This window comes from Streptomyces fagopyri, from assembly GCF_009498275.1.
In the GTDB taxonomy this organism is placed as follows: Bacteria; Actinomycetota; Actinomycetes; order Streptomycetales; family Streptomycetaceae; genus Streptomyces; species Streptomyces fagopyri.
In genome coordinates, this window is record NZ_CP045643.1 from 7,597,887 (window position 1) to 7,618,430 (window position 20,544).

General features: G+C 71.9%; 19 protein-coding genes. 10 read left to right on the forward strand and 9 right to left on the reverse strand.

What is annotated here, in order from left to right; translation table 11 throughout:
- Positions 1-29: 29 nt before the first annotated feature.
- Complete coding sequence (locus GFH48_RS32900; protein WP_153291723.1) at positions 30-1,547, reverse strand: M1 family metallopeptidase; 1,518 nt, start codon at positions 1,545-1,547, stop codon at positions 30-32.
- Between the two features lie 224 nt (positions 1,548-1,771).
- Between GFH48_RS32900 and GFH48_RS32905 the strand changes: the two genes are divergently transcribed.
- Both GFH48_RS32905 and GFH48_RS32910 read left to right on the forward strand, forming a co-directional pair.
- Positions 1,772-1,918 (forward strand): SCO1431 family membrane protein, encoded by a 147-nt coding sequence (locus GFH48_RS32905; protein WP_153291724.1) that lies wholly within the window; start codon positions 1,772-1,774, stop codon positions 1,916-1,918.
- A gap of 122 nt (positions 1,919-2,040) precedes the next feature.
- Positions 2,041-2,700, forward strand: a complete 660-nt coding sequence (locus GFH48_RS32910; RefSeq protein WP_153291725.1) for a TetR/AcrR family transcriptional regulator — start codon at positions 2,041-2,043, stop codon at positions 2,698-2,700.
- A gap of 96 nt (positions 2,701-2,796) precedes the next feature.
- On the opposite strand, the gene GFH48_RS32915 is transcribed toward GFH48_RS32910, so the two are convergent.
- The gene (locus GFH48_RS32915; protein ID WP_153291726.1) at positions 2,797-4,107 is read right to left on the reverse strand and encodes a glycoside hydrolase family 18 protein; all 1,311 of its coding nucleotides are present in this window, start codon (positions 4,105-4,107) and stop codon (positions 2,797-2,799) included.
- An 806-nt stretch (positions 4,108-4,913) separates the two neighbouring features.
- Here GFH48_RS32915 and GFH48_RS32920 point away from each other — a divergent pair.
- Together GFH48_RS32920 and GFH48_RS32925 are read left to right on the forward strand one after the other, a co-directional pair.
- Positions 4,914-6,041, forward strand: coding sequence for a hypothetical protein (locus GFH48_RS32920; RefSeq protein WP_153291727.1), 1,128 nt, complete (start codon positions 4,914-4,916; stop codon positions 6,039-6,041).
- 28 nt (positions 6,042-6,069) lie between these two features.
- Entirely contained in the window at positions 6,070-7,182 is a 1,113-nt protein-coding gene (locus GFH48_RS32925; RefSeq protein ID WP_153291728.1) for a phosphotransferase family protein, read from the forward strand.
- A 13-nt stretch (positions 7,183-7,195) separates the two neighbouring features.
- Here the strand turns inward: GFH48_RS32925 and GFH48_RS32930 are convergent, their stop codons facing one another.
- Positions 7,196-7,633 carry a hypothetical protein gene (locus tag GFH48_RS32930; RefSeq protein WP_153291729.1) on the reverse strand — a complete coding sequence of 146 codons (438 nt, stop codon included), beginning with the start codon at positions 7,631-7,633 and terminating at the stop codon, positions 7,196-7,198.
- A 268-nt stretch (positions 7,634-7,901) separates the two neighbouring features.
- On the opposite strand from GFH48_RS32930, the gene GFH48_RS32935 reads away from it, so the two are divergent.
- The 4 genes from GFH48_RS32935 (at position 7,902) to fxsA (ending at position 12,064) form a co-directional block, all read left to right on the forward strand.
- Positions 7,902-8,342 carry an Lrp/AsnC family transcriptional regulator gene (locus GFH48_RS32935; RefSeq protein ID WP_153291730.1) on the forward strand — a complete coding sequence of 147 codons (441 nt, stop codon included), beginning with the start codon at positions 7,902-7,904 and terminating at the stop codon, positions 8,340-8,342.
- Positions 8,343-8,412: 70 nt separating this feature from the next.
- The gene (locus GFH48_RS32940; RefSeq protein WP_153291731.1) at positions 8,413-10,035 is read left to right on the forward strand and encodes an amidohydrolase; all 1,623 of its coding nucleotides are present in this window, start codon (positions 8,413-8,415) and stop codon (positions 10,033-10,035) included.
- 540 nt (positions 10,036-10,575) lie between these two features.
- Entirely contained in the window at positions 10,576-11,370 is a 795-nt protein-coding gene (locus GFH48_RS32945; protein ID WP_194280741.1) for a polyprenol monophosphomannose synthase, read from the forward strand.
- Positions 11,371-11,479: 109 nt separating this feature from the next.
- Positions 11,480-12,064 carry an FxsA family membrane protein gene (gene fxsA / locus GFH48_RS32950; RefSeq protein ID WP_153291733.1) on the forward strand — a complete coding sequence of 195 codons (585 nt, stop codon included), beginning with the start codon at positions 11,480-11,482 and terminating at the stop codon, positions 12,062-12,064.
- A gap of 210 nt (positions 12,065-12,274) precedes the next feature.
- On the opposite strand, the gene GFH48_RS32955 is transcribed toward fxsA, so the two are convergent.
- The 4 genes from GFH48_RS32955 to yczE all read right to left on the reverse strand — a co-directional run bounded on the left by GFH48_RS32955 (position 12,275) and on the right by yczE (position 15,849).
- Positions 12,275-12,649: an RNA polymerase-binding protein RbpA gene (locus tag GFH48_RS32955; protein ID WP_003977404.1), complete on the reverse strand. Its 375-nt coding sequence runs from the start codon at positions 12,647-12,649 to the stop codon at positions 12,275-12,277.
- Positions 12,650-12,904: 255 nt separating this feature from the next.
- Positions 12,905-14,254: an MFS transporter gene (locus tag GFH48_RS32960; RefSeq protein ID WP_153291734.1), complete on the reverse strand. Its 1,350-nt coding sequence runs from the start codon at positions 14,252-14,254 to the stop codon at positions 12,905-12,907.
- Positions 14,255-14,296: 42 nt separating this feature from the next.
- Positions 14,297-15,064 (reverse strand): glycerophosphodiester phosphodiesterase, encoded by a 768-nt coding sequence (locus GFH48_RS32965; RefSeq protein ID WP_153291735.1) that lies wholly within the window; start codon positions 15,062-15,064, stop codon positions 14,297-14,299.
- A complete protein-coding gene (gene yczE, locus GFH48_RS32970; protein ID WP_228121058.1) occupies positions 15,061-15,849 on the reverse strand; it encodes a membrane protein YczE in 789 nt (262 codons plus the stop codon). The genes GFH48_RS32965 and yczE overlap by 4 nt, the downstream gene beginning before the upstream one ends.
- A gap of 126 nt (positions 15,850-15,975) precedes the next feature.
- On the opposite strand from yczE, the gene GFH48_RS32975 reads away from it, so the two are divergent.
- On the forward strand, positions 15,976-17,475 hold the full coding sequence (locus GFH48_RS32975) for an SCO1417 family PLP biosynthesis transcription factor (protein WP_153291736.1): 1,500 nt from the start codon (positions 15,976-15,978) through the stop codon (positions 17,473-17,475).
- A 186-nt stretch (positions 17,476-17,661) separates the two neighbouring features.
- Here GFH48_RS32975 and GFH48_RS32980 read toward each other — a convergent pair whose 3' ends face one another.
- On the reverse strand, positions 17,662-19,239 hold the full coding sequence (locus GFH48_RS32980; RefSeq protein ID WP_153291737.1) for a hypothetical protein: 1,578 nt from the start codon (positions 19,237-19,239) through the stop codon (positions 17,662-17,664).
- Between the two features lie 37 nt (positions 19,240-19,276).
- Entirely contained in the window at positions 19,277-19,471 is a 195-nt protein-coding gene (locus GFH48_RS32985) for a hypothetical protein (protein WP_093835779.1), read from the reverse strand.
- Positions 19,472-19,910: 439 nt separating this feature from the next.
- Here GFH48_RS32985 and GFH48_RS32990 point away from each other — a divergent pair, with 439 nt between their 5' ends.
- Positions 19,911-20,303 (forward strand): ankyrin repeat domain-containing protein, encoded by a 393-nt coding sequence (locus GFH48_RS32990; RefSeq protein WP_153291738.1) that lies wholly within the window; start codon positions 19,911-19,913, stop codon positions 20,301-20,303.
- The last annotated feature ends 241 nt before the right edge of the window (positions 20,304-20,544 follow it).

Consider the following 20,544-nt stretch of genomic DNA (forward strand, 5'->3'; position numbering starts at 1 on the left):
CTGCCCCGGAAGCGGGCCGCCCCCTCGGTTCAGCCCTGGCCCGGCTCGACCACCCAGTCCGGGTGGTTCGGCATCGGCGGGGTCTTCGCGCCGTACAGCCAGGGGCGCAGGAATCCGTTCAGGTCCCGGCCCGCGATTTTCGAGGCCAGGCCGATGTAGTCCTGTGTGCCGGCGGTCTTCCCTCGGTACCGGGTCACCCAGGCCCGCTCGATCTTCCCGAAGACCGCCGGGCCGACCTTCTCGCGCAGGGCGTACAGGACGAGCGCCGAGCCGTCGTACCGCATCCGCTTGAAGAGGTTCGGTTCGGTCGGTTCGGCCGGGGCGCCGTAGTCGTGCCGCCACTGGTCGTGGGCGGCGTACGCCGTCCTCATCGTGGCCTCGAAGCTGTCGCCGCCGTGCTCCTGCGAGTACAGGCGCTCGTAGAAGCGGGCGTGTCCCTCGCTCAGCCACAGGTCGGACCAGGTCCTGATGCCGACGCTGTCGCCGGTCCACTGGTGGGTGAGCTCGTGCACCAGGTTGCGTTCGGCGCTCACCCGGTCGCCGAGCAGGTCGGCCTTCGGGATCAGGGAGAGCGTCTGGCTCTCCAGCGCGACTCCCAGGTCGGTGTCGCCGACGAGCAGGCCGTACCGGGCGAAGGGGTAGGGACCGAGCCGCTCCTCCAGCCACGCGATGTGGTCGGTGGTGAGCTTGCGGTACTGCTCGGTGGCCGCGACCAGACCGTCCGGGACGACGTCGCGCAGGGGCAGCCCGTGCGGGCCGGTGCTGTCGGCGAAGGTGAACCTGCCGATCGCGAGCTGCGCCAGCTGGGTCGCGAGCGGCTGCCCGGAGTCGTACGTCCACCGCACCCGCCCGTCCGCCTCTTCGGCGCGGCCGGTGAGCTTCCCGTTGGCCACGGCGCTCAGGCCGGGCGGGGTGGTGATGTGGAAGGTGATCGGCGCGCGCTGACTGGGGTGGTCGTTCGAAGGGAAGATCATCTTGGCGCCGTCGGGCTGCGGGTAGAGCACGGTGCCGTCGGGGGTGGGGATCCAGCCGTAGTCCTCGATGGCGTCGTCGCGGTGGCGTATCCGGGTGGGATCGGCGGTGTAGGTGACCTTCACCGTGAACGGCTCGCCCTCGGCGAGCGGCTCGGCCGGGGTGATCACCAGTTCGTCGCCGTCGCGCACGGCCGTCGCCGTGGTCCCGTTCACGGTCACCGTGTGCAGGGTGTTGCCCGCGAAGTCCAGGTCGAAGCGGGACAAGGCCTGGGTGGCGGTCGCCCTGACCGCGGTGGCCGCCTCGAAGGGCGTCCCGGGTGCCTGCCAGTCGAAGTCGAGGAGATAGCGGTTGACCCGGTAGCCGCCGTTGCCGTCGAGCGGGAAGACCGGGTCGCCGAGGCCCGCGGCACCCGGGGAGGGCCCGGTGGCGGGGGAGGAGCCGGCGGAAGGGGAGGAACCGGCGGCCGAGGGGGTCGCGGCCCGGGAGACCGGCCCCGTCAGGGCGGCTGCCACCGTGATCGCCGTGGCCAGGGCGAGGCGGGCTCCGTGGTGAGGCGTCCGGAACGTGCTCATCGAGGACCTTTCGGTTGGCTGACCACTGTCCTGTGAGGAGACCCACACCTGGCGCACACCGTTGCGGAAACCGGAGCGATTCGACGGTGGTCGAAGTGTCCGGCGTGGCGAGGGGTGACCAAGGTCTCTACCGCTGAAACCCGTTCCGGTGGCAAGGTGGTCGGGTCGGTGGGGAGCCGGTCAGGGGCGGGGATCCGACCGCACGCCTACGTCTGCGAGAAGCCATGACCGCGACCTCCGCCAGCGCCCCCCGTGTCCGTGCCCGCACCGGCGGCCCCAAGGACGACGGCCCCAAGATCCTCGAACACGTCGTGGGCTGGACCTTTGTCGTGGTCCTGGCGATGCTCGTCACCCAGCTCGGACTGCTGTGAGCTGATCGTCCCGCCACCCCGCCGAGAGCGGGTCCGGCCGGTCGATCGGAGTCGAACGAGCAGGTGGCATCGGTCTGTCATACTGCCAACGTCCCGCTGGCAGTCGGAGACTAGGGCCGGAATTGAATCATAGTCAACAGCGTGCTGTCGACCGCCCCCGGGCGCGCGGCACCGATCGTTCGCTGGCACGCCGCACCGAACTGATCGCCATCGGGCGGAAGTTGTTCGCGGACACGTCCTACGACGCACTCTCGATGGACGACATCGCACGGCAGGCGCACGTCGCCAAAGGGCTGATCTACTACTACTTCAAGTCCAAGCGCGGCTACTACCTCGCGATCGTCGAGGACTCGGTCGCCGACCTGGTCTCCCGGGCGTCCGGCGGCCTCGAACTGCCCCCGGCCGAGCGGGTGCACCGCACCATCGACGGCTATCTCCGCTACGCCGAGCACAACCAGGCCGCGTACCGCACGATCATCACGGGTGGGGTCGGCTTCGACACCGAGGTGCAGGCCATCCGGGAGGGCGTGCGCGAGGTGATCGTCGAGACCATCGCCGAGGGGGCCTACGGCAGACGCAAGATCGCACCGCTGCCCCGGATGGCGTTGCTCGCCTGGCTCCACAGCGTCGAGGGCGCGACCCTCGACTGGATCGGCCACCCGACCCTGCCCCGCGACACGATGCGCGAGCTGCTGGTGAAGACCCTGGGCGGCGCGATGCGCGCGGTCGAGGAGATCGAGCCCGCCTATCGGGCCCCGCAGTCCGCCCGCCGGGACTCCTGAGGGAGGGGCGGGGGCCCGTTGGACCCCCGCCCCGAGCGCGGTGCCCGCCCGCCGTGGCGCCGGCGCCGTGACAGGTGAACAGCGGCTGCCGCCGGCCTAGTCGATCGACCTGATCAGCTCACCGTTCGCGGTGTCACCGCTGAGCTCCCAGAAGAACGTGCCGCCCAGGCCCTGCTGGTTCTTGTACGTCATCTTCCCGGCGATGGTCGACGGGGTGTCGTAACTCCACCAGTTGTTACCGCACTTGGCGTAGGCCGTACCGCCGACGGTGCCTGTCGCCGGGCACTTCGTCCTGAGCACCTTGTAGTCCTCGGTGCCCTGCTCGTAGGTTCCCGCCGCGGGGCCGGTGGCCGTACCGCCGGGGGCCGCCTGGGTCACGCCGGTCCAGCCGTGGCCGTAGAAGCCGATGCCCAGCAGCAGCTTCGAGGCCGGGATGCCGAGGCCCCTGAGCTTCGCGATCGTGGCGGAGGTGTGGAACCCCGCCTTGGGAATGCCCGTGTACGAGTTCAGTGGCGAGTGCGGGGCCGTGGGTCCGGCCGCGTCCCAGGCGCCGAAGTAGTCGTACGTCATCGGGTTGTACCAGTCGACGTACTGCGCCGCGCCCGCGTAGTCGGCCGCGTCGATCTTTCCGCCGCTGGTGGCGTCGGCGGAGATCGCGGAGGTGACCAGCGCGCCGCCGAACCTGGCGCGCAGTGCCGCCATCAGGTTCTTGTACGCCGCCTTGCCGCTGGTGTCACAGGTGTTGCCGCAGGCGTTCGGGTACTCCCAATCGATGTCGATGCCGTCGAAGACGTCCGCCCACTTGGAGTTCTCGACCAGGTCGTAGCAGGACTGGGCGAACGCCGCCGGGTTCCTGGCCGCCTCGCCGAAGCCGCTGGACCAGGTCCAACCGCCGAACGACCAGAGCACCTTGAGGTTCGGGTGCAGCTTCTTCAGCTTGCGCAGCTGGTTGAAGTTGCCCCGCAGCGGCTGGTCCCAGGTGTCGGCGACACCGTCCACCGACTGGTCGGCGGTGTACGCCTTGTCGGTCGCCGCGTAGGCGTCACCCATGGCGCACTTGCCACCGGTGACGTTGCCGAAGGCGTAGTTGATGTGGGTGAGCTTGGCGGCCGAGCTGGACGTCTGGATGTTCTTGACGTGGTAGTTCCGGTCGTAGACGCCCCATTCGGTGAAGTAGCCGACGACCTTCGAGCCGGCCGCGGCGGCCTGGGCGGTACGGGGTGCCGTGGCGGTGCGGGCAGTGCCGGACTCCGTGGCCGTCGCGGTCCCGGCGCCGGCCAGCAGCCCCGCGCCGAGGACGGCGCAGCACACGGCGGACAGGAGCGACCGGACGGGGGCACGCCCCGGGCGGCCGGGGCGCGGATCCCGGGGGCGGTCCCGGAAGCGGGAGCGGTGCGGTGTGAGCATCGAGTCTCCTCGTGGGGGAGAGGGGAACGGGCGCTGTTTGGCATGCACGCGATGGCGTGCGTGGGGAACGGTAGGAGGACTAGACCACTCCGTCAATGGTTCGGACCAATTTCCCGCTGCCCGGGCGACCGGCTGTCGACGGGGGTCGTGAAGCCTCCGGCCGGGAACCCTCGCGGCGCGCCGGCCGCTGGTCGGTCGCCCGGCGGATGCGGCCGCACGGCGGGCTTCCCGGTCGAACCCCGTGTGCGTGAAGCCGGGATACCGCAGGTCACCGGGGTCCCAGGGGTGCCGACAGGAGCGGGCGGATGGTCATCGCCCGTCACCTCGCGGGTCCCGGCCCGCGCTCAACCGGTACGGGCCGGCCGGAGGCGTCGCCAGCCGGACCCACTCCGGGTCGTGCAGCCCCGGCAGTGTGCGGCCGCGATCGGCCCAGGTGCGCAACAGGGCGCGGTAGATGGGGGGATCCGGGACCGGCGGGGGCGGGGGAACCTGCTGAACCGATTCTGCCGTAGCGGGGGTGATGATCTGGCGCCCACGCCCGGTCGCCGAATATGTGGGGGTCATGCCGGGGCAACGCGCGGGTGGCCGGACAAGTCACCGGACCGCGCAATCGGGCGTGAGTTCGCGACCGGCCCGTACGGGGTGCCGCGGCCGGTCGGCGCGAGGGCGGTTGTCCGCCGGCGGGCGTCCGGGCCGGGACGCGATGTCTGGCTCCCGGACCGTATCTGACGTACCGTCAAGTCCCCGGCCGGGGGCCGCTCTTCTCCGTCCGGAGGTCGACTGCCGTGCCCCCAGGGAGGCCTGACATGTCCGACGACCGTCCCGTCGCCCTCGACGAGTACCCCGTGCACCAGGTGCCCCTGTCCATGAAGCACGTCGCCACCGGCGACCGGAACGCCTACGACCGCTGCATCTTCCACGTCTTCGACCACCAGGGGCGGACGTTGCTGATCCTGGGGCTCGGTGTCTATCCGAACCTCGGGGTGATCGACGCGTACGCCACCTTGCGGCGGGGTGACCTCCTGCACGCGGTCCGGGCGTCGGACGCGCTCGGGGACGACCGGACGGAACTGGCCGTCGGTCCGCTCCGGATCCGCGTCGAGCGCCCCCTGAAGGAGTTCGTGCTGAGCTGCGCGGCCGATCCGGGCGACCCCGACGGGCTGTCGTACGAGATCACCTGGACGGCGGACTTCCCCGCCCTCTGGGAACCGCACCACCTCCAGCGGCGCGGCGGCCGGCTCACCCTGGAGGGGAGACGCTTCGTGCAGGCCGGCCACTGCGAGGGCTGGATCCGGAGCGGCGGCGAGGAGATCCGCCTGTCCCCGGGCCGGTGGACCGGCACCCGCGACCGGAGCTGGGGCGTGCGCCCGGTCCCGGGGGAGGAGGGCGGCAGGTTCGCGGACGAGAACCCGGCGGAGGGCTTCCACTGGGTGTGGTGCCCGGTCCGGTTCGAGGACCGCTTCCTGATGGTCGTCGTCCAGGAGGACGCCGACGGCCACCGGTCACTGAACGACGCGACGCTCGTACGCGACGGCGCGCGCGACCTCCAACTCGGCTGGCCCCAGGCCGACATCACCTACCGGGCAGGCACCCGCCGGCCCACCTCGGCGGTCATCCACCTCACCCGGCCGCGGGACCGGGCACCGCTGCGGCTGGAGGTCGAGGTGCTCACCTCCTCGCCGCTGGCGGTGGGGGCGGGCTATCCGCCCGCCGACGACTGGCAGCACGGCACCTGGCGCGGCCGCGGCTGGACGGACCGCCGCACCTACGACCTCTCCGACCCGGCCGCTCACCCGCGCGCCGCGTACGGGGTCGTCGACCACGCCGCCCGCTGCACTCTGGACGGGCGGATCGGACACGGGATCTTCGAACACGGCTCGTTCGGGCGGCACGACCCGAGCGGCTTCACCGGATTCGACTCGGTCGCGCCCTGACCCCGGACGCGCCCCGAAGGGAGTGGACATGGCCACGGCACCCCGCCCGCGCACGACCACCCGGGACCGGGACGAACTCGCCCGGCGGCTGACCGCCTGGCTCGACGCGCGCCTCCCCGGCGCCCAGGCGGTACGCGTCACCGTCCCCGAGTCCAACGGCATGTCCAGCGAGACCCTGCTGTTCGACATCGACCACCCCGAACCACCCCTGAAAGCCTGCGCGTTGAGGCTGGCGGCGGACCCGGCGGCGTACACCGTCTTCCCCGTGTACGACCTGCCCCGGCAGTACCGCACGATGCGGCTGGTCGCCGAGCACACCGACCTTCCCGTGCCCCGGGTGCTGTGGCTCGAGGAGGACCCCGGACCGCTCGGCGCGCCCTTCTTCGTCATGGAACGGGTCGAGGGACGCGTACCGCCGGACGTCATGCCCTACACGTACGAGGGGAACTGGCTGCACGCGGCGAGCGACCGGGAACGCGCGGGACTGGAGGCCGCCTCGGTCGGACTGCTCGCCCGGCTCCACGACCAGGTGCCGGTCGCCGCGGCCGGGTTCCTGTCCCTTCCCGGCGACGGCAGCCCCCTGCGCCGGCACGTCGAGGCCCAACGCGCCTACTACGCATGGGTCGTCGACGGACGCGCGCGCTCACCGCTCATCGAGAGCGCCTTCGACCGGCTCGAAGGACTGTGGCCGCGCGACGAGGGCGAGACGGTGCTCAACTGGGGTGACGCGCGCATCGGGAACGTCGTCTACGACGGCTTCGAACCCGCGGCCGTCCTCGACTGGGAGATGGCGGCGACCGCCCCGCGCGAGGTCGACCTCGGCTGGACCGTCTATCTGCACCGCTTCTTCCAGGACCTCACGGTGAGCTTCGGCCAGCACGGCCTGCCCGGGTTCCTGCGCCGCGACCGGGTGGAGCGGCGCTATGCCGAACTCACCGGCCACCCACCGCGCGACATGGACTTCTACACCCTGTACGCGGCCCTGCGGCACGCCGTCGTCATGCTGCGCATCGCCTACCGGCAGGTGCACTTCGGCGAGATCGCCGTCCCCCGGGACCCGGACACCCTGATCCTGCACCACGACAGCCTGCGGGCCATGGTGCAGGGAGGCTACTGGGAGGGCGCGGAGCCCGGCCGCTGAGCGCTCGCGCGGCTCAGGCGGCCTCGCGCCGCATCTCGGGGACCCGCATCGGCCGCGACCCCGGGCCGCCGACGTGCGAGAAAGGCTGCGTCCGCCAGTCGAGACCCTGAGGAAGCGTCAGCAGGAGCGCGGTGTCCTGCTCCTGAAGCTCCATGGACTCGTCGGCGGAGCGGGCGTCGGCCGCGGCACGGCCCGTACCGGCGCAGACCGTGAGCCCGAAGGGGTTCCACGGCGAGGCGCACAGCGCGTGCTCCGGCAGGACCTCCTCGTCCGCCAGGAGCGCGATGGGCTGCGCGCAGTCCGGGCAGATCACCCGGACCATCTCGAAGGTGTCGTAGGCGTCGAAGTCCTCGCCGTCGAGGGCGTCCGTGTCGACGCCCTCCGGCTCGGGTTCGAAGGCGGACTGCTGCCGCTTGAACGCGGTGCGACCAGGGCGCTTGAGACTCTGCATGTGGTTTCTCCCCCTCGGGTGGGCCGACAAGGCGCTGCGGCCTCGACCACAGCAAGCATTTCCCGTCCGGTCTCCGCGGTAATCACGAGAACATCACGGACCCGGTCGGGACACTGTGTCCTTCGTCACATGCCGCCCGCAGATGCCCCGCACGGTGGATTTGTCCCCCGGGTGGCCCGCGACCCGTTCCCCCGCACCTCACAAACCGGGCATGACCTGCACCGCAGAGGTATCCGGCGGGATCGGGCGCACTGTAGGTTCTTGCGCCATGGAGGAGCTGGACCGACAGATCGTGCAGCTGCTCGTCGCAGACGGGCGGATGAGTTACACCGACCTGGGCAAGGCTACGGGCCTGTCCACGTCCGCCGTGCACCAGCGGGTGCGCCGGCTCGAGCAGCGCGGCGTGATCCGCGGCTACGCGGCGGTGGTGGACCCGGAGGCCGTGGGCCTGCCCCTGACCGCCTTCATCTCGGTGAAACCGTTCGACCCGAGCGCCCCGGACGACATCGCGGAACGCCTCGCGGACGTGCCGGAGCTGGAGGCCTGCCACAGCGTCGCGGGCGACGAGAACTACATCCTCAAGGTGCGGGTCTCGACCCCGCACGAACTGGAGGAGCTGCTGGCCCGGCTGCGCTCTCTCGCGGGCGTGTCGACCCGGACGACGGTGGTCCTTTCGACACCGTACGAGGCACGGCCGCCCCGCATCTGACCCGCCCGGGCGACGGCATCCGACCTACCCGGGCGACGACCGGCACCGGGCAGGCGCGAGACTGTTCCCCATGAGTGAGAGCACCGCCCCGTCCGACACCGTGCTGCTGCGCGGTGGAGAAGTCCACAGCCCCGCCGATCCCTTCGCCACCGCGATGGTCGTCGAACGCGGTCAGATCGCCTGGGTCGGCTCGGAGGGTGCCGCCGACGCCTTCGCCGACGGGGTCGCCGAGGTCGTGGACCTGGAAGGCGCGCTGGTCACCCCGGCCTTCACCGACGCCCACGTGCACACCACCGCCACCGGCCTCGCGCTCACCGGCCTGGACCTCAGCGACGCGCCCTCCCTGGACGCCGCCCTCGCCCTCGTACGCGACTTCGCCGCCGCCCGCCCCGCCGACCGGGTCCTGCTCGGCCACGGCTGGGACGCGGCCCGCTGGCCCGGCGGCCGCGCTCCGGCGCGCGCCGAACTCGACGAGGCCACCGGCGGCCGTCCGCTCTACCTCTCCCGTATCGACGTGCACTCCGCCGTGGCCACCACCGCGCTCCTGGACCTCGTCCCCGGCATCACCGGACGCCCGGGGTACCAGGACGGCCCGCTGACCCGGGACGCCCACCACGCCGTCCGCGCCGCCGCTCTCGGCGCCGTCACCGCGGCGCAGCGCACCGAGGCCCAGCGCGCGGCCCTCGCCCACGCCGCCTCCGTCGGCATCGGCTCCGTGCACGAGTGCGCGGGCCCGGAGATCTCCTCCGAGGACGACCTCACCGGCCTGCTGCGGCTCGCCGCCGAGGAGCGCGGCCCCCGGGTCGTCGGCTACTGGGCCGAGCAGGGTGAGGAGGGGGTGGCGAGGGCCCGCGAACTGGGCGCCGCGGGCGCCGCGGGTGACCTCTTCGTCGACGGCTCCCTCGGCTCGTACACCGCCTGTCTGCATCAGCCCTACGCCGACGCCGGACACACCGGCACCGCGTACCTGGACGACGCCGCCGTGGCCGCCCACGTCATCGCCTGCACCGAGGCGGGCCTCCAGGCGGGCTTCCACGCCATCGGGGACGCCGCCGTGGCCTCGGTGACCGAGGGAGTGCGCGCGGCCGCAGAGAAGGTCGGCCTGGCCCGTGTCCGGGCCGCCCGGCACCGTGTCGAGCATGCCGAGATGCTGACACCGGAGACGATCGCCTCCTTCGCCGAGTTCGGCCTCACCGCGTCCGTGCAGCCCGCCTTCGACGCATTGTGGGGCGGTGAGGACGGCATGTACGCCCAGCGCCTCGGTGTGGAGCGCGCCCGCACCCTCAATCCGCTGGCGGCCCTGCTGCGCACCGGCGTTCCGCTCGCCTTCGGCTCCGACAGTCCGGTCACCCCGCTCGACCCGTGGGGCACCGTCCGGGCCGCGGCCTTCCACCGCACCCCGGAACACCGGGTGTCGGTGCGCGCCGCCTTCGCGGCGCACACGCGCGGCGGATGGCGTGCGATCGGACGTGACGACGCGGGTGTTCTGGTGCCGGGCGCGCCCGCGGACTACGCCGTGTGGCGCACCGAGGAACTGGTGGTGCAGACCCCCGACGACCGGGTCGCCCGCTGGTCCACGGACCCCCGCTCCGGCACCCCCGGGCTGCCCGACCTGAGCCCCGGCGGCGACCTGCCCGTCTGTCTGCGCACCGTCGTGGGCGGACGGACCGTCTTCGTACGGCCGGGCGAGTGATCTCCTGGGGCGGCGGGGTGGCGATCGACCCCCGCCGTCCCGTCGCGCGACCTGCGCATCCTCCTCGCCGACCAGGTCAGAGAGGCAATGCCCGCAGTTCAGGAGAGTGTTGACAGCTGGCCGCAACGGGCCGGTAGGTTCGGCCGGGTCCACCACCGGACGTCCGACCGGAGAACTTCCCGACAGTCGCCGGAGCGCCGCTGGGTCAGGGGCGGTGTGCCGCACCGGCGCACCACCGCTGGGAACCAGGCTCAGCGGCGGCGCCACGGCGAGGGAACGTTCACGCCTGTCGGCAGGGTGTGACCCGGGTGGGGCCCGGACGTCCAGTAGACAACGGCTTTCGGTCGACCCGCAGCCAGCGGGTGCCTGGTCGGCCCGAAGGGCGCCGGGCCCCCATCCGCAGGCGCGGTGCTCCGGCGCGGGAAGGGCGCTCTTACCCGGCTCTTGCCGAATCGACACCCCTGTACTGACGCACCGATGCGTCGGTGCAGGCTGCGGCCACTATGGTGGACCCCTGCGTACGGACTTGAAGGGGCAGTAGTGAACGACGGCGACGGGACCCTCGCGGCAGGAGCCCAGGCGAGGCGGTTCGGCCCGCTCGGCACGGCCTTGGTGATCATTCCGACCTACAACGAGGCGGAGAACATCAAGAAGATCGTCGGCCGGGTGCGCGCCGCGGTGCCCGACGCGCACGTTCTCGTGGCGGACGACAACAGCCCCGACGGCACGGGCAAGTTGGCCGACGAGGTGGCCGTCGAGGACGACCACGTCCAGGTCCTGCACCGCAAGGGCAAGGAAGGACTGGGGGCCGCGTATCTCGCCGGCTTCCGCTGGGGCATCGAGCACGGCTACGGCGTCCTGATCGAGATGGACGCGGACGGTTCGCACCAGCCGGAGGAGCTGCCCCGGCTGCTCACCGCGCTGAAGGGCGCCGACCTCGTTCTCGGCTCGCGCTGGGTGCCGGGCGGGCGGGTGGTGAACTGGCCCAAGTCCCGCGAGTTCATCTCGCGCGGCGGCAGCATGTACTCCCGGCTCATGCTCGACGTACCCATCCGGGACGTCACCGGCGGCTTCCGGGCCTTCCGGCGGGAGACCCTGGAGGGCCTCGGACTCGGTGAGGTCGCGTCCCAGGGGTACTGCTTCCAGGTGGACCTGGCCCGGCGTGCCGTCAAGGCGGGGTACCACGTCGTGGAGGTGCCCATCACCTTCGTCGAGCGTGAACTCGGTGACTCCAAGATGAGCCGCGACATCCTCGTGGAGGCCCTGTGGCGGGTCACCACGTGGGGTGTGGGGGAGCGGGTCGGCCGGATCACCGGACGCAAGCCGTCCGTGTAGGGCCTGCCGGAGGGTTCCGGCAGGTTCCCGCGGGTCCCTGGTCGACCCCGCCGCCGGGGCTGATCATCCGCTTATCCCGAACTGAGGCGCGCCCAGGCACACTGGGGGCATGACGACTGGCGCACCGACTCCCACGCAACCCGCCCGGCCGCGGCGATCCCGGCTGCGTACGTTCCTGCCGCTCGGCATCGCCGTCTGGCTGGTGCTGGAGATCTGGCTGCTGACCGTGGTCGCGGGTGCGGCGAGCGGCTTCACGGTCCTTCTGCTGCTGGTCGCCGGTTTCGTGCTCGGTTCCGTGATCGTCAAGCGGGCCGGCCGCCGTGCCTTCCGCAATCTGAGTGAGACGCTGCGACAGCAGCAGAGCGGTGCGGCCCCCACGGGCGGGGGCGGCGACGGCAACGGGCTGATGATGCTCGGCGGCCTGCTCCTGATGCTGCCGGGCCTCATCTCGGACGCCGTGGGCCTGCTCCTGCTGATCCCGCCCGTCCAGAAGGTCCTGAGCCGGTACGCCGAGCGCGCCATCGAACGCCGGATCCGCGCGGCCGTACCCGGCAGCGTCGGTGACGCCTTCCAGCAGGCACGGATGCACCGCCCGGACGGCAAGGTGGTCCAGGGCGAGGTCATCCGGGACGACACCCCCCGTGGACCGGGCCCGGCCTCCCACCCCGGACCGCATCCTCCGCTGACGGGCTGACGGGCTGACGGGCTGACGGGCTGACGGGCTGATCCCCGAGCCAGGACCGGCTGATCGGCGACCGGCGCCCCGCGTCCGGCGGACACCACGGAGCCCCGGTCGCGGGGCGCCGCCGTCCGCCGGAACGCACGAGACCGCGAGCCCCGTACGGAGTACGTACGGCGCTCGCGGTCTCGGCGTGCGGTGTATGCCACCCAGCCCCCGGAGGGGCTACGCGGACTTGCGGCTGTCCCGCGGATGCACCGCGATGTTCATCGCGCCGGAGCGCAGAACGGCCAGGCGCTCCTCGAGGACCTCTTCGAGTTCCTCTCGGGTGCGCCGCTCCATCAGCATGTCCCAATGCGTACGCGCGGGCTTGGCCTTCTTTTCCTCAGGGCCGTCGCCGTCCACCAGGAGTGCCTGGGCCCCGCAGACCTTGCACTCCCACTCCGGCGGAATCTCCGCCTCGACCGAGAAGGGCATCTCAAACCGGTGCCCCTTCTCGCATGCGTACTCCACGGCCTGGCGCGGGGCCAGGTCGATGCCGCGGTCCGTCTCGTAGCTGGTCACCACGAGGCGCGTGCCGCGAAGAGCTCGCTCACTCATGAATCGTGCCTCCCGGGCTTGTCGCCCACAGGACAGGTGTCGCTGTCGTCGTCATCCGGTCAACGTCCGGTCGGCGGTAAAGATTCCCGTTCCGGGCCATGCGTCGCCGTCGTAGCCGCCCCTTGTTGTACCCACCGGCACCCGGTTTGTCACATCTGGCAGCAGATGTGACCCAACGCTTCACTATCTTTGACGCGCAGTAACGGTACGCCTGGCAGGCCAAACGCGTACACTACCGTCCTTTGGCCTCCGGTGCTAAATCCTGTCCGGTACGGGATTTCCCGCGTCGCGGATCGCCCGGCCCACCGGAACCCTCGCCAGCAGCACGAATCCGATGACGAAGAAGGCCACGAGCGAGATGATCGCGTCCCGATAACTTCCCGTCAGCTGGTAGGTCAAACCGAACAGAAGCGGGCCCAACCAGCTCATCCCCCGGTCGCTCATCTCGTACGCCGAGAAGTACTCGGCCTCCTTGCCCTGCGGCACGAGGTGCGAGAACAGGGAGCGGGACAGGGCCTGGCTGCCGCCCAGGACCAGCCCGATGCCGGCGGCGAGGACGAAGAACCACACCGGCGCGCCGGCGGGCAGGAAGTACCCGGCGGCGAGTGTCACCGTCCAGGCGACGAGTGAACCGAGGATGGTCCGTTTGGCCCCGTACGTGCGTGCCAGCCGTCCCATGCCCAGCGCGCCCCCGACCGCGAGCACCTGTACCAGCAGCACGGCGACGATCAGCGTCGACTGGCTCAGGCCGAGCTCCTCGGACCCGTACACCGACGCCTGCGAGATCACCGTCTGGATGCCGTCGTTGTAGACCAGGTAGGCGAACAGGAAGGAGAGGGTGAGCGGTTTTCCGCGCATGTCGCGCACGGTGGCCGCCAGCTGCCGCCACCCGTGCGCGGGCGTCCTGCCCCCGGGCGCCGTACGGCGGTCACGCAGCCGCCTGAGCGGTACGAGCGTGAAGGCGCCCCACCAGATGCCGGCCGAGGCCAGACAGATCCTGACGGCCGTCGACTCGGAGACGCCGAAGGAGTCGTGGGCGGTGAACAGGACGAGGTCGGCGATCAGGACCAGCGAGCCCGCCGCGTAGCCGAAGGCCCAGCCGCGGGACGAGACCGCGTCGCGCTCCTCGGGCGGCGCGATCTGCGGCAGGTAGGAGTTGTAGAGGACCATCGACACGGCCACCGAGGCGTTGGCGACGACCAGCAGCAGTCCGCCGAGCAGATAGCGGTCCCCGTCCAGGAAGAACATGCCCGTCGTCGCCGCGGCCCCGAGGTAGGCGGAGGCGGCGAGCAGCGGCTTCTTGCGGCCCGTGCGGTCGGCCGCCGCACCCGCCATGGGCATCACGAAGATCGACAGGATGACGGAGGCGGAGACCGAGTAGGCGAAGAAGGAGCCGGCCCGGATCGGGATCCCCAGCGGGTGCACGAATCCGTCCGCGTCCGCCGCGTGCTTGGCGACGGACGTCAGATAGGGGCCGAGGAAGACCGTGAGCACGCTCGTCGAGTAGACGGAGCAGGCCCAGTCGTAGAAGTACCAGCCGCGTTGCTCACGGCGCCGCTCGGCGACCTCGTCGGTCCCCCGTACCCGCACGGTGTCGGTGCGCACCCGTGCCCCTCGCTTCCCGCTGGACGGACCGCGCGGGAGGGCTCAGACCCAGGTGCCCCGGTCCTCCAGGACACTGCGCAGCGTGTCGATGTGATCGGTCATGATGCCATCGACTCCCAGGTCCAGGAGCCGGTGCATGCGATCCGCGTCGTTCACCGTCCATACGTGGACCTGCAGGCCGCGCGCGTGGGCGGCGCGCACGAAGCGCCGGTCGACCACCGGCACGCCCGACTGGGACTCGGGCACCTGCGCGGCGATCGCCGAGTCGCGCAGCGCGGCCGGTATGCCGTACGACCGCAGCCGCAGCCCCAGGACGCCCTTGGTGCCGTACGAGGTGGCCAGGCGCGGACCGGCCAGGCGCTGGGCGCGGAAGACGCGCGCCTCGGAGAAGGAGCCGACGCAGACGCGGTCCCAGGCGTCGGTGCGGCCGATCAGGTTGAGCAGCGGATGGAGGGCGGGCTCGGCCTTGACGTCCACGTTCCAGCGCACCTCGGGAAAGATCTCGAGGAGTTCCTCGAAGAGGGGGACCGGCTCCTTGCCCGCCACGCGCGCGTGGCTCACGTCCTCCCACGGGAGGTCCGCGATGCGGCCCGCGCCGTCCGTCACCCGGTCGAGCGTCGGGTCGTGGAAGGCGACGAGCTTGCCGTCCGCCGTCGCGTGCACGTCCGTCTCGATGTAGCGGTAGCCCGTCGCCACCGCCCGCCGGAACTGGGCGGTGGTGTTCTCCAGGCCGTCCGCCGCCCCGCCGCGGTGGGCGAAGGCGATCGGGCCGGGGTGGTCCAGGTACGGATGACGTATGCGCGTGCTCACCCTGGAAGTATCGCGCTCTCCGGTTGACCGGTGGCAAAGACCGTGCTGCCGGTCGGTGCCCGGCGGACGGCGAACACTCGCAGGAAGAACTGGGCGAGGGGGCCGATCGCGACGGCGTACAGCACCGTGCCGATACCGACCGTGCCGCCGAGCGTGAAACCCGTCGCGACCACGGCGACCTCCAGGACCGTGCGCACCAGCCGGATCGAGCGGTCCGTGCGCCGGTGCAGACCTGTCATCAGTCCGTCGCGCGGCCCCGGACCGAAACGGGCGGAGATGTAGAGGCCGGTCGCGAGTCCGTTCAGCACGATGCCCGCCAGCATCAGGGGGACGCGCACGGCCAGCGTGTGCGTGTCCGGTACGAGGGCGAGCGTGCCGTCCATCGCGATGCCGACCACGAACACGTTCGAGATCGTGCCGAGGCCCGGACGCTGACGCAGCGGGATCCACAGGAGCAGGACCGCCGCGCCCACGAAGATCGACACCACGCCGATCGTCAGACCGGTCAGCCGGGCCAGTCCCTGGTGCAGCACGTTCCAGGGCTCCAGGCCGAGTCCCGCCTCCACGAGCAGGGCCGAACTGGCGCCGTACAGCGCGAGACCGGCGTACAGCTGGGCGAGGCGTCGTGGCAGGTGCCGTCCGGCTTCGGGGCGGAGGGGCCCGGGACGGGCGCGCGGGGACTCGGCGGGGGCCTCGTCACCTGGCGGGGCTTCGGGTGGTGCGGGGTAGGAGGCCGGGGACCCGGCGGCGGGGTCGGCCGGTGCGGAGTCGGCGGATGTGGACATGACGTGCCCCCCTGAGTGGTGCCCTGTGCGGTGCGTGTGGTGGTGCCAGTGGCCTGGCTCATGTCATTCTGTGGCTTGATGGAGGACGCCATCCAAGGCCAATCCAGGGAAGGTGGACTGGACATCATGGCGCAGTGGACATCGGCGATGGGTGCCGCGCAGCTCGCCCGGCTGCTCAACTCCCAGCAGGAACGCCCTCCGGGGCCGGGCACCCGGCGTCCGCCGGCCTATCGCGCGCTCGCCGACGGGGTGCGGCTCCTCGTGCTGGAGGGCCGGGTGCCGGTCGCCGCGCGGCTGCCCGCCGAGCGGGAACTCGCGTTGGCGCTGTCCGTCAGCCGTACGACGGTCGCGGCGGCCTACGAGGCCCTGCGCGGCGAGGGATTCCTGGAGTCACGCAGGGGAGCCGGCAGCTGGACCGCCGTCCCCGCCGGGAACCCGCTGCCCGCGCGTGGTCTGGAACCGCTGCCCCCCGAGGCCCTCGGATCCATGATCGACCTCGGCTGCGCCTCGCTGCCCGCGCCCGAGCCGTGGCTCACCCGCGCCGTCCAGGGCGCCCTGGAGGAACTTCCCCCGTACGCGCACACGCACGGCGACTATCCGGCGGGGCTGCCCGCGCTGCGCGCGATGATCGCCGAGGGGTACACGAGGCGGGGCATTCCGACGATGCCCGAGCAGATCATGGTGACCACCGGCGCGATGGGCGCGATCGACGCCATCTGCCATCTCTTCGCCGGCCGCGGCGAGCGCATCGCCGTCGAGTCCCCCTCGTACGCCAACATCCTCCAGCTGATGCGGGAGGCCGGCGCGCGGCTCGTGCCCGTCGCCATGGCCGAGGGGCTCGCCGGGTGGGACATGGACCGCTGGCGGCAGGTCCTGCGCGACGCGGCGCCCCGGCTCGCCTATGTGGTCGCCGACTTCCACAACCCGACCGGTGCCCTCGCGGACGAGGACCAGCGTCGCCGGCTCGTGGACGCGGCCCGTTCCGCCGGGACCGTGCTGGTGGTCGACGAGACGATGAGCGAACTGCACCTGGAGGACGGACTTTCCATGCCGCGCCCCGTGTGCGGCTTCGATCCCGCCGGGTCCACGGTGATCACGGTCGGGTCGGCCAGCAAGGCGTTCTGGGCGGGGATGCGGATCGGCTGGGTACGCGCGGCCCCCGACGTGATCCGCAGTCTCGTCGCCGCGCGCGCGTACGCCGACCTGGGCACGCCGGTGCTGGAGCAGCTGGCCGTGAACTGGCTTTTCAGTACGGGAGGTTGGGAGCAGGCGGTGGCGATCCGGCGGGAACAGGCCCGGGAGAACCGGGACGCGCTCGTCACCGCCGTCCGCCGGGAGCTGCCCGACTGGGAGTTCTCCGTTCCGCGGGGCGGTCTGACGCTGTGGGTACGCACCGGGGGGTTGTCGGGGTCGCGGCTGGCCGAGGTGGGGGAGCGGGTGGGCGTGCGGGTCCCGTCCGGGCCGCGCTTCGGGGTCGACGGGGCGTTCGAGGGGTATGTGCGACTGCCGTTCACGGTCGGGGGCGCCGTCGCGGAGGAGGCGGCGGTGCGGTTGGCCGCGGCGGCGCGGCTGGTGGAGACGGGGGCGAGCGCGGGGACCGAGGGCCCGCGCACGTTCGTGGCCTAGGTCCGGGTCGCGCCCCGGTCCCCTCGCCAGGGTCCCTCGCCAGGGATCGATCCGGTCCCCGGGATCGGCGGAGGGCACAGATGGGTCGGCATGGCCGGGTACGGGCGGGTCGGCATGGCCGGGCCCGCCCGTCGTCGGAGATCCGAGGGGATCGGAGGGGATCGGAGGGGATCCTTCGGGTGGGGGTCAGCCTTCCGCGGGCGCCGGTTCCGCCGCGGCCGGGACCGGCGACGGCCCCGGCTCCGGTTCGGACGGGGCGGTCCGGACCGGCAGGAGGTCCAGCACGGCGCGGCGCTGCGTCTCGCTCGTCGCGTCGTCGTAGGGGTCGGGGGTGGCCGGGACCTGGAGGCGCAGGACGGGGCCGGCGCCCAGCCGGGCGTATCCCCGGCCGGGCGGCACGTTCTGGGGAGGCGTGGTGTGCGGTGGCGAGCCGAGCACGGCCTCCAGCTGCGGGGGCGAGGCGGAACCGAGCACCACGCGCGCGCGGGTGTGCTGGCGGACGGCCTCGCCGAGGGAGTCGAGGCTGTCGAACTGCTCGGCCACGACGACCGTGACGCCCGCCGCTCGCCCGTGCCGCAACGGCACCTCCAGAAGGTCCTGGGGATCCCGGTGACCGTCGGCGGCGGCGAGATGCCCCAGGGCGCCCGGACGGTCCAGCAGGATCCAGAGCGGGTTCTTCGTGTCCTCGGGGGCGGGTTGCCCGGCCTGCCGGGCATGGTTCGCGGAGATCAGCCGCCGCTCCGTCTCGTGCGCCGCCCATTCCAGGCCGGCGAGCGCCCCGGCGAGGCCCGACTCGACGGCGAGCACACCGTCCCGGCCGGTCAGGCACGCGTACTCGCCGGTGCCGCCGCCGTCGACGACGACGACCTCTCCGTACTGAAGGGCTTGCAGGGCGATGGAGCGCACCAGCGTGGACAGACCGCTGCCCGGCTCACCCGCGACGAGCAGGTGCGGTTCGGTCGAGCGGGCGCCGGTGCGCCAGACGACCGGCGGGACGTCGCGCTGGGTCTCGCCGAAGCCGAGGGGAAGCGTGCGCTGGACGTCGGCCGGGTCGGTGAAGCCGAGGACCGTCTCACCGGGCGCGGTGACGAAGCGCTGGGCGGCGATGTCGGTGGGGAGCGGCGGCAGCACGGTGACCGTGAGTTCGTTGCCCTCCTGCTCCCACGCGAAGTGGTACTCGCGGCCACGGCCCGACTTGGCCTGCAGCAGTTGTTCGATCCGGGCGCGGGCCATCACCTCCCCGTCCATGAAGTACGCCGGATAGCGGACGAGGAGACGGGACACGCGCCCGTCGTCGTCGAAGTCGTGGGTGGGGAAGGCCTTCTCCCAGTCGCCGCCGTGGGCGTAGAGGGGAGCGGGGTCCTCGGCCACGGAGAAGTACGGGACGAGGGCCTCGTAGAGCGATTGGAGGCGTCGCACCTGCGCCTCGTCGGGGCCGGTGGGCGCCGGCGGGGTGTGGTCGCGGCCGTACCAGGCTGCCGCCGCCATCAGGGTGATGGCGGCGAGCAGCGGTCCGTACGGCACCAGCGCCACGACCAGGATCACCGTGGCCGCCAGGAACAGCAGCGGCCCGCGCCGGTCCTTGGGGGTCTCGACCCACTTGCGCTGTCCGGCACCTGCCAGGCGGCGCAGCCCACGGGTGACCGTGATCAGCGGCTGGAGAACGTCGGTGGCGCTGTCGGCCGCCGTCCGGGCCAGCTCCCGGCTTCGGGCGATCTGCGCGCTGCCGTTGCTGAGGATGCGGGGGAGGGGGCGCCGGGCCACTGCTGTCTCCTGAAGGTGCGTGCGAGGGGCGGGGACGTCAGAACTTGATCCCGCCCAGGAGGCTCGCCAGGCTCTCGCCCCCGGCCTTGATGCTGGGCGCGATGGCCGTGCTGGCGAGGTAGAAGCCGAAGAGCGCGGACACCATGGCGTGCGACGCCTTGAGCCCGTCCTTGCGGAAAAAGAGGAAGACGATGATGCCGAGCAGGACGACGCCTGACATGGACAGAATCATTTGTGCTCTCCTGGTTCGTGGGGACAGTCACCATGAGTTGTTCCAGGATCACAGGATGTATCCATACGATAAAAGGTGCAAATGGGTCGATTTCTTGTGATTTCACTCGATCGGCTGAGCTGTTCCGGTACGACGCGACGGGTCTGCCGACTCCCGTCGACTCCCGGTTTCTCCCGGTGGAATCGTGGTGATCCTTGCCTCGGCGGCGGCCGGTCATGTGCCGCCGGAGCCAGTACGCTGGCGATTCACCCGTACGGCGCACAACCCGCTGCCGTACGAACCTGCGCATGACACTCCGCGCGTTGTCGTAGGCTCCCGCAGTCCGTGGGCGGTGGTTGTTGTCGTGACCGCTGCCGCTGTTGCCGTTGTCGCGGCTGTTGTCCTGTTGCCGTTGTGGCGATTCCTGTCGTTGTCGCCGTTGTGAGAGGTGGTCCGGCCGATGAGTGAAGTCCCCGACCCCGAGGTCGTGGAGCTGGCGACCAAGATCTTCGATCTGGCACGCCGGGGCGAGACCGAGGCGCTGGTGGCGTACGTCGACGCGGGCGTCCCGGCCAACCTCACCAACGACCGCGGCGACTCCCTCGTGATGCTCGCCGCGTACCACGGTCACGCCGGGGCGGTGCGCGCCCTTCTGGAGCGCGGCGCCGAGGCCGACCGGATCAACGACCGGGGTCAGACGCCGCTCGCCGGGGCCGTCTTCAAGGGCGAGGAAGCGGTCATCCGCGCGCTCCTCGACAGCGGCGCCGATCCGGCCGCCGGCACCCCCTCGGCCGTCGACACGGCCCGGATGTTCGGCAGGACAGAACTGCTCGAACTGTTCGGCGCGCACTGACCCGGCCACGCTGACCAGGCACGACACGGAAAACGGGGGAGGCGGAACGGGGCCGCCGGAAATACGGTCGCGGCAGGAAGAACTGCCGAGTCATCATGACGTCGTGATTCACGGACGCGATGGCTGGGCAGGTGTTGCCGCACCGCGCGGGCCGTGACTCGGCCCGCATGGGCCACCGACGAGAGGCAGAGGAAGATGGTCTACAGCAAGCAAGAAACGGCGGACGCTCCGACGTGTTGTC

Excerpts from the sequence above, each read along its gene's own strand:
- GFH48_RS32900 (WP_153291723.1), bottom strand. The coding sequence starts at position 1,547 with ATGAGCACGTTCCGGACGCCTCACCACGGAGCCCGCCTCGCCCTGGCC.
- GFH48_RS32905 (WP_153291724.1), top strand. The coding sequence starts at position 1,772 with ATGACCGCGACCTCCGCCAGCGCCCCCCGTGTCCGTGCCCGCACCGGC.
- GFH48_RS32915 (WP_153291726.1), bottom strand. The coding sequence starts at position 4,107 with ATGCTCACACCGCACCGCTCCCGCTTCCGGGACCGCCCCCGGGATCCG.
- GFH48_RS32920 (WP_153291727.1), top strand. The coding sequence starts at position 4,914 with ATGTCCGACGACCGTCCCGTCGCCCTCGACGAGTACCCCGTGCACCAG.
- GFH48_RS32925 (WP_153291728.1), top strand. The coding sequence starts at position 6,070 with ATGGCCACGGCACCCCGCCCGCGCACGACCACCCGGGACCGGGACGAA.
- GFH48_RS32930 (WP_153291729.1), bottom strand. The coding sequence starts at position 7,633 with ATGCAGAGTCTCAAGCGCCCTGGTCGCACCGCGTTCAAGCGGCAGCAG.
- GFH48_RS32935 (WP_153291730.1), top strand. The coding sequence starts at position 7,902 with ATGGAGGAGCTGGACCGACAGATCGTGCAGCTGCTCGTCGCAGACGGG.
- GFH48_RS32940 (WP_153291731.1), top strand. The coding sequence starts at position 8,413 with ATGAGTGAGAGCACCGCCCCGTCCGACACCGTGCTGCTGCGCGGTGGA.
- fxsA (WP_153291733.1), top strand. The coding sequence starts at position 11,480 with ATGACGACTGGCGCACCGACTCCCACGCAACCCGCCCGGCCGCGGCGA.
- GFH48_RS32955 (WP_003977404.1), bottom strand. The coding sequence starts at position 12,649 with ATGAGTGAGCGAGCTCTTCGCGGCACGCGCCTCGTGGTGACCAGCTAC.
- yczE (WP_228121058.1), bottom strand. The coding sequence starts at position 15,849 with ATGTCCACATCCGCCGACTCCGCACCGGCCGACCCCGCCGCCGGGTCC.
- GFH48_RS32975 (WP_153291736.1), top strand. The coding sequence starts at position 15,976 with ATGGCGCAGTGGACATCGGCGATGGGTGCCGCGCAGCTCGCCCGGCTG.
- GFH48_RS32985 (WP_093835779.1), bottom strand. The coding sequence starts at position 19,471 with ATGATTCTGTCCATGTCAGGCGTCGTCCTGCTCGGCATCATCGTCTTC.
- GFH48_RS32990 (WP_153291738.1), top strand. The coding sequence starts at position 19,911 with ATGAGTGAAGTCCCCGACCCCGAGGTCGTGGAGCTGGCGACCAAGATC.